Here is a 7,373-nt window from a genome sequence, read left to right as displayed (position 1 = left end):
AAACTTCACTGAAAAAAATTAAGGCGCAGGTTTATTATGCCGAACCTGCCTTATGTACCGATAATGGCGCAATGATTGCATTCGCAGGTTATCAACGTTTAAAGGCTGGGCAGCATGATGGTTTGGCTGTCACTACAACGCCAAGATGGCCGATGACTGAGTTGCAACCAACCTGAAAATTGAATTGATGATTCTTGTTGGTTGATAGGCTTTAGATCGGTTTACGTTCTTATTTTATTTAAAAATCAAACCATTATTTATATACATGGCAATGGCTTGGAATCAACGCTATTGTGTTAAAGTATTGGATAAATTATTTATTTTGATGAGCCAAAACTCATTAGCGGAGTTCAAAAGTTGAAAATTTCTTATGTTTTTACCTGTGGTCGATTAGAGTCTTTGTTTAAGATTCTAAATCTTATCCAATCTAATGAAAATAAAGAAAAAAATGATAAAGTGATTGAGCAGTTTAGAAAGGATATTTCTTTAGGGCGAACTTTTGAGGAAACTGAACTTTATCAAGTAATAGAAGACAGCGAAGAAAAAATTGTGATCAATCGCTTGAACAATATTCTTCGGGACAAACCTGCCCATCAGAATGAATTTGATTTTCAGGAATATAAAACAGGTGCCTGGTCTGAATTTAACGATTATAAGCTGGCAGTTCGTTTCTCTAATGCCAAAACAGAGTTAAGTGAAAAGCACTTTGAAAAAACTGGTGAATACATGACTAGTCGAGGTATTGCAAAACTGACAGGTTTCAATCCAGCTAATATCAAGAATATGTTGCAACATAAAAGAGCTGTCGTGAAAAAAATGCTCATCACATTGGAAAAGTTGGCAAAAGAATATTGATAATCTATAAAATAAAAGATTGATGCAGAGAAAATTTATTTTTCTGCATCGAGATTTAAATTAATATCTGAATAATAAGAAGAATGATAGCAATTTATTCAAGATTGTTTTTACTATGGATAAAAGCTAATCCATATACAGGCCATTTCTTCTCTGACTTAAGATTATTGACTAAGTAAGCAATACACACCAATGCAATTGAACCTGATAGCACAGGGAAAAATAAGAAACCCCAGTGATATTGAATGGTATTTGCAGTTAGCAATATCACCAATGGATTAGCACCTGCGGGTGGATGAACACAACGTAAAAGTTGCATTGCTGCGATTGCACAACCGACAGAAAGAGCGATGCTCAAGGTGGGTGTACCAAAAAATTTAAGAAATAATAAGCCAATAAATGCTGAGACCAAATGTCCTAAAATTACATTTCGAGGTTGTGCCAAAGGTGAATGTGATGCGGCATATAATAGAACACAAGTGGCTCCGAAAGGTGCCATAATAAAGATATTATGGGTAAATTGACTTAAAAATAATAACACTAGAATACTTAGACTTCCCCCAACAAAACTTCTGATGAGATCAATCGATTGCGGTAAAGGTGCTAAATGTTCTTTGCCATTGAGAATTGGTCGCATTGTTTTTCCTCTGATCTTGATTTTTGCTGATCATAATCCTAAAATTATAAATAGTACAGATCTGTACTATTTTTATTGGGTAAATTTTTTATGTCAAAATCAGCTAACAAAATTTTAGATACAGCAGAGAAGCTTTTTTACGAAAGTAGTTTTGCTGGAGTGGGCGTAGATTTGATTCGGGATGAATCAGGATGCTCAAAAACTACAATGTATACTTATTTTAAAAATAAGAATCAGTTGGTTAAATCTGTTTTGGAGTTAAGAGATATTCGTTTTAGAAAAAGTCTCCAAAGTTATGTTGCTGAGGCTACAGGTCGGGAAGCCATCAATAAGATTATTGATTGGCATTTAAAGTGGTTTCAGGAAGATAATTTCAAAGGCTGTCTATTTGTACGGGCTGTTGCAGAATCACATTCCGAAAATAATGAAATTATTCAAATTTCAAAAGAACATAAAATATGGGTGAGGAATCTGATTAATCAACATATAAATGCAAATCAGTATCAAGAGATATTAACCACTATGATCTATACTCTGATTGAAGGTTTATTTAGCCGATTTCTAGTTGAAGGTTATGATAAACAAGTGGAAACTGATATAAAAAATTCAATAAATACACTATTTGAAAAATTGGTGCTGTCCTAAACAGTAGGCTCACCAAAAGAGCGAGATAACAAGGTACATGTTTTAAATGTCAATAGACCGTAATTAAAAGCTTGATCAGTTATCACATGATTTTATGAATTGTCATTTAATGGTCATGGTTTTGTCATTTCGGAAGATTAGGCTACAGCAGTAATTTTATGGGGTAGCTATTATGATGAAGCAAAAAGTATTATTGATTTCAATTCTTACCAGTTTGGCATTAATGGGCTGTGGCAGTGACCATGATGACAATCAAAATACAGCAAAAATGTTAAGTACCGAGCAGACATTAAACTTTGGTGATCGAGATTGCTGGTTAGGTGGAACAGTTAAATTGACAGGGCAAGATAAAAATAATAATGGAATTTTAGAGACTGATGAAATTCAGCAAACCACGCCGAGTTGTATCACAGAAAATGCTTTCGCTCGGGGTGTGCAGCTCACTTATCAGGTGATGGATCATCTGAAAGGTATTGCAGATGGGGCAAAAGCGGGCAATACCATTGAGTTTAGACAGGGTGGTTTCGGTTCTGATCTGGTGGCGCACCCAACCAATAAAAACCAATTTTATGCCATTACCGATCGAGGCCCCAATGCCGATTACAACTTAAATAAAGACAATGGCAAGATGTTCCCTGATCCAGCATATGTGCCGCGTATTGCTCTATTTGAAGTACAAACCAATGGTACAGTGAAAAAGATTAAGGAAATTTTACTTAAGGATCGTAATGGGCAAAATATTTCGGGCCTACCTAATGCCAATTTTGGTGCAACCAAAGAAGCAGCTTACGACATTTATGGCAAATTATTAAGCCGTCAAACAGATGAATATGGTCTAGATGCGGAAGGTTTGGTTGCCATGAAAGATGGTAGCTTTTGGGTGAGTGATGAATATGGCCCACATATTGTTCATTATGATGCCAATGGTGTAGAAATAGACCGTATTAATGCTTTTGAAAAAGATACCCGCCGTATTGGTGGTTATTTACTGCCTGCGGAATTTGCCAATCGCCGCCCGAATCGTGGCATGGAAGGTTTAACCATTACACCAGATGGGAAAACCCTAGTGGGGATTATGCAATCCACGATGGATAATCCAACAACAGCAGTCAATAAATCAGACTTAACCCGTATTGTAACTATTGATCTAGAAACTAAAAAGGTGAAGCAATATTTATATAAACAGGAAGGTGGAGCAAAAGCTTATTCCAACTCTGCAATTACAGCTTTAAGTAATACCAGCTTTTTAGTTTTAGAGCGAGATGGAGATTTTTATCGAGATAATCCAAGCGCTTTTAAACGTGTTTATAAAATTGATTTGCGTAATGCAACCAATTTAGAAGATATTGCTGAAACAGCTCAGATTAAACAGGATGCTAAACTGGGTTTAACCATTGATGGACAGACTTTAGAACAATATGTTTTAGCAAAAGGTTGGGATGGGTTAAAGACACAGGGTATTTTACCCCCAACAAAAACGCTGGTTTTAGATATGATTGAGAAAGTCAAATTCCCTCATGATAAAATGGAAGGGTTGTGGCTGATTGATGATAAGCGTTTAGGTTTAATCAATGATGATGACTTTGCACTATGGGTAACCAATGGTGTTCTGGAGCAGAAATACTTAGATCAGGATAAGAAAAAAATTGATAGTAATACTTTATATATTATTGATGGATTGGATTTAAAAGCAATACCATAAATTTTTGAGATGAAAAAGCCATCAATTGATGGCTTTTTATTTGAGTGAATTATAGCATTTTTAACTGCTGCGAACCGATCCAGTGTTTTGAGAACTGATATGCCGCACGGCCTGAACGCTGTCCTCGTGCCTGACACCATCTCAGTGCATCAGCCCGTACTGTGTCATTATATTCCAGATCAACCTTGCGGATGTAATGCTCCACGATTTCCAGATAGAGCTGCTGATCCATTGGATAGAAGGAAAGCCATAGTCCAAAACGATCAGAAAGTGAGATTTTTTCTTCAATCGCTTCCTGTGGATGCAACTCGGTATATTGCGGCACATCAACCTTATGCACGGGAGTATTTTCGTGCATAAACTCAGGCAGTAAGTGTCGGCGGTTACTGGTGGCATAAATAATGAAGTTGGTCGAACCAGATTGGAGTGATCCATCCAGCACACTTTTTAAACTACGGTAATTTTCATCTTCCGCATTAAAAGCAAGGTCATCACAATAAACAATAAATTTTTCTGGACGCTCGGCGATCAGTTTTTGAATTTTTGGTAAATCTGATAAATCGTCACGCTCAATTTCAATCAGGCGTAAACCCTGTGCTGAGTACGCCGTGAGCAGGGCGCGTACAATGGAGGATTTGCCTGTACCACGGGAACCTGTCAGCAAAATATCATTGGCGGGGAAACCATTTAAAAACTGCAAGGTATTTTGGATAATCTTGTCTTTTTGGCGTTCAATTCCTTTTAAATCTTCCAGATACATTTTTTTAGTTTGTTGAATTGCGACCAGTTGCTGATTTTCCCAGCGAAAAGCAATTGCTGAAAAATCAGTGGGTTGCTTTGGGGCAGGGAGGACTTGCTGGAGCTGTGTTAACACACTGGATAATGACTGGAGAATAGATTCGGGTAAATCAAGGATAGCCATAAATCAAACCAAACTCAGTGATCAATAAATAGGGATACTATCACTGCTATAGTTAAAATAAAGAAAATATCATCAAGAATATGGAAATAAGCTGATTTTACCCTTGATTGTTACAATAGGTTTTTGCATTGTATAGGTGCAGGATTAGAAAAACATGATGCACATCAGGATAACGAATGTTAAATAGAGTTCAAGAAAAAAAGAATACATATCAAACATATAGAATAGATATGTTGCAGGAGCAATTACAACATGCCAGCTCTTATGAAGAATGGAGGGAAATTGCACTCAAATTGGACGAGGAATCAGGCAGGGAAGTATGGAAATATGACAATGAATCGCCTTATTTTGATGCTGAAGTTTTATCCAGGCGTTACAACCTGCTAAAAAGATATCGGCTGCATCACCGTACCCTTGACCTGATCTATATATTGAGGGATGGACTAACCTACGATTTTGCCAATATTGGCCATCCCATGTTGTTTGCTGAAACGTATATCGGCACCAAAAAAATTATCGAAAACTATGTGGATGAGGTGAGTGACTGTTTGCGTTATTTGGCATCCAGCGAATGTATAACGTTTCAGCTCAAGGAGAAAATCCAGTTTTTTGAGGAATGTCAGAAAGCCTATGGTCAGCCTGCCTTGATGCTTTCTGGTGGCGCAACTCTGGGACTGTTTCATACTGGGGTGTGTAAGGCATTGCTGGAACAGGACCTGTTGCCGAAAGTGCTGTCAGGTTCAAGTGCGGGCGCAATCATGACGGGGATGTTTGGTACCTCATCCGCTGATCAAATTCCAGAATTATTGACAGGAAAGCATTTCTTTCATGAAGCATTTCGTTTTAGAAAGGTGATGGAACTCATTAAGGGGCATGGCGGTATTGCCGATGTGATGTACCTTAAAAAATTCCTGATTCACAATATGGGAGACCTGACCTTTGCAGAGGCGTATCAGCGTTCTGGTCTGCATATCAATATTGCGGTTGCACCTTACAATGCATCACAAAACCCGCTTATCCTCAATGCCTTGACTGCGCCGAATGCTTTGGTCTGGAGTGCGGTGATGGCTTCCTGCGCGGCTCCTGTTCTGTTTCCACCCGTTCATCTGACCAGCAAGCGCTACGATGGACAGCATACGCCCTATATGTCAAACACCAAATGGGTGGATGGGAGTATGCGTAGTGATTTTCCACAAGAAAAAATGGCTCGTTTGTATAATATCAACTACACCATTGCCAGTCAGGTGAATCCGCATATTGTTCCATTTATGCAGAGTGACTTACAGCGTTATCGTAATGATGTATTGAGCTGGCCTGAGCGAATTATCCGTCATCAGGGTAAAACCATTGCACTGGATGTGATGGATTTAACCCGCCATTATGTGGGAAGATTTTTCCCGATTCGCCGTGCCCTGGATCATGGTTATGGTATTTTAGGACAGCGCTATTATGGGGATGTTAATATTATTGCCAAATATGGACTGCGCCACTATGGCTATATGCTCAAAAACCCTCGTCCCAAGTTGTTTAAGATTTTGCAGCAGGAGGGTGAGCGGGCGACCTGGCCTAAAATCGCTTCTATTGAAACCCATGCGCGTATTGGTAAAACCATTGAACATTGTTTAGCGTCATTACGCAAACAGGCAGAAAAGCAGCAGAATGAGTTTTATTACGTGGACCTTTGATTCGCAACTTCCGTTGGATGATCTTGTATTAAAAACCAAACCCCAAAGTTATGCCTTTGGACGGCGTTTATATACATTCCAGATCGAACAGCAAAAATATTGGCTTAAATTTCATCAGGCCCATAGTTATCACGTTTTGGAACATGCTTTTCTGCATGAATTGGATTTTTATCAGCAGAATTCAATCTCCAGAAAGCAATTTATTGTTCCTCATCAAATCATTCAGTTTAAAGAAAACACGCCGTTTCATGAACTTGCCTCCACTGGAAAAGGGCTGATTCTGGTGGATACAGAAAATTTTTTTAACTGTGTGCCCAGCGATGTGCAAGCAATTCAGCAGCAAATATTAAAGGCATTGGAAACACTGGAAAATATGCACAAACTAGGGTGGGTGCATGGCGACCTTAAAATTGAACATTTCCGTTGCTATGAAAATAGCTGTAAGCTGATTGATTTTGAGCAGAGCTTTAAATCACCTCATGCAACCCAGAATTTAACTGCCACACCGCACTATATGGCGCCAGAGCTTTTTCATGCAGAAAGGAAAACAGTTCAGAGTGATTTATATGCCTTTGGTATTATTCTGTATGAATGGCTGACTCAAATAAAATTACAAGCTAAAACCTATCATGAATGGGCGGTATTGCATTGCCAGCAACTGTATATCCAGCTTCCTAAACAGCTTGAATACTTTTTGCCCTTACTGAATGGGTTGATACAGAAGCAGGTTGAACAGCGTTTTAAGTCTGTTTCAGAGGCAAAAGACTGTCTAAACTCGACTATTTTGCTGTAAAAATAAACATAAATACTTGATTTGAATATTATATGTTCATTTGATTGGTTTTTTTAACAGAAACACTTGTCATCAAGGATGTTTCTCACTAATATGCATACCCATCGGGGGCGTGGCGAAATTGGTAGACGCAC

7 protein-coding genes and 1 pseudogene are annotated in these 7,373 nt (G+C 38.3%); 6 read left to right on the top strand and 2 right to left on the bottom strand.

Annotated features, from left to right (window positions below; all coding sequences use genetic code 11):
* Nucleotides 1–176 (top strand): annotated as a pseudogene (locus B4H32_RS12715) (tRNA (adenosine(37)-N6)-threonylcarbamoyltransferase complex transferase subunit TsaD); the annotation flags it as partial.
* A 181-nt stretch (nucleotides 177–357) separates the two neighbouring features.
* On the top strand, nucleotides 358–855 hold the full coding sequence (locus tag B4H32_RS12710; protein WP_286803401.1) for a hypothetical protein: 498 nt from the start codon (nucleotides 358–360) through the stop codon (nucleotides 853–855).
* A gap of 94 nt (nucleotides 856–949) precedes the next feature.
* Here B4H32_RS12710 and B4H32_RS12705 read toward each other — a convergent pair whose 3' ends face one another.
* The gene (locus B4H32_RS12705) at nucleotides 950–1,492 is read right to left on the bottom strand and encodes an HPP family protein (RefSeq protein WP_004757786.1); all 543 of its coding nucleotides are present in this window, start codon (nucleotides 1,490–1,492) and stop codon (nucleotides 950–952) included.
* Nucleotides 1,493–1,582: 90 nt separating this feature from the next.
* Here B4H32_RS12705 and B4H32_RS12700 point away from each other — a divergent pair, with 90 nt between their 5' ends.
* Both B4H32_RS12700 and B4H32_RS12695 read left to right on the top strand, forming a co-directional pair.
* Complete coding sequence (locus B4H32_RS12700; RefSeq protein WP_004757788.1) at nucleotides 1,583–2,137, top strand: TetR/AcrR family transcriptional regulator; 555 nt, start codon at nucleotides 1,583–1,585, stop codon at nucleotides 2,135–2,137.
* Between the two features lie 175 nt (nucleotides 2,138–2,312).
* Nucleotides 2,313–3,839, top strand: a complete 1,527-nt coding sequence (locus tag B4H32_RS12695) for an esterase-like activity of phytase family protein (protein WP_286803402.1) — start codon at nucleotides 2,313–2,315, stop codon at nucleotides 3,837–3,839.
* A 49-nt stretch (nucleotides 3,840–3,888) separates the two neighbouring features.
* Here the strand turns inward: B4H32_RS12695 and B4H32_RS12690 are convergent, their stop codons facing one another.
* Nucleotides 3,889–4,761, bottom strand: coding sequence for an ATP-binding protein (locus B4H32_RS12690; RefSeq protein WP_286803398.1), 873 nt, complete (start codon nucleotides 4,759–4,761; stop codon nucleotides 3,889–3,891).
* A gap of 176 nt (nucleotides 4,762–4,937) precedes the next feature.
* Here B4H32_RS12690 and B4H32_RS12685 point away from each other — a divergent pair, with 176 nt between their 5' ends.
* Both B4H32_RS12685 and B4H32_RS12680 read left to right on the top strand, forming a co-directional pair.
* Nucleotides 4,938–6,446 (top strand): DUF3336 domain-containing protein, encoded by a 1,509-nt coding sequence (locus tag B4H32_RS12685; RefSeq protein ID WP_286803395.1) that lies wholly within the window; start codon nucleotides 4,938–4,940, stop codon nucleotides 6,444–6,446.
* The gene (locus B4H32_RS12680) at nucleotides 6,421–7,239 is read left to right on the top strand and encodes a protein kinase domain-containing protein (protein ID WP_286803392.1); all 819 of its coding nucleotides are present in this window, start codon (nucleotides 6,421–6,423) and stop codon (nucleotides 7,237–7,239) included. The genes B4H32_RS12685 and B4H32_RS12680 overlap by 26 nt, the downstream gene beginning before the upstream one ends.
* The last annotated feature ends 134 nt before the right edge of the window (nucleotides 7,240–7,373 follow it).

It is taken from the genome of Acinetobacter sp. UBA2063, assembly GCF_002333245.1.
GTDB classification, from domain to species: domain Bacteria; phylum Pseudomonadota; class Gammaproteobacteria; order Pseudomonadales; family Moraxellaceae; genus Acinetobacter; species Acinetobacter parvus.
Note: the sequence above shows the minus strand (reverse complement) of the source record. Positions and strands in the feature narration are given on the sequence as shown.

What these genes read in the sequence shown, in the direction of transcription:
- B4H32_RS12685 (WP_286803395.1), top strand. Translation starts at nt 4,938, where the DNA reads ATGTTAAATAGAGTTCAAGAAAAAAAGAATACATATCAAACATATAGA.
- B4H32_RS12695 (WP_286803402.1), top strand. Translation starts at nt 2,313, where the DNA reads ATGAAGCAAAAAGTATTATTGATTTCAATTCTTACCAGTTTGGCATTA.
- B4H32_RS12680 (WP_286803392.1), top strand. Translation starts at nt 6,421, where the DNA reads ATGAGTTTTATTACGTGGACCTTTGATTCGCAACTTCCGTTGGATGAT.
- B4H32_RS12705 (WP_004757786.1), bottom strand. Translation starts at nt 1,492, where the DNA reads ATGCGACCAATTCTCAATGGCAAAGAACATTTAGCACCTTTACCGCAA.
- B4H32_RS12690 (WP_286803398.1), bottom strand. Translation starts at nt 4,761, where the DNA reads ATGGCTATCCTTGATTTACCCGAATCTATTCTCCAGTCATTATCCAGT.
- B4H32_RS12700 (WP_004757788.1), top strand. Translation starts at nt 1,583, where the DNA reads ATGTCAAAATCAGCTAACAAAATTTTAGATACAGCAGAGAAGCTTTTT.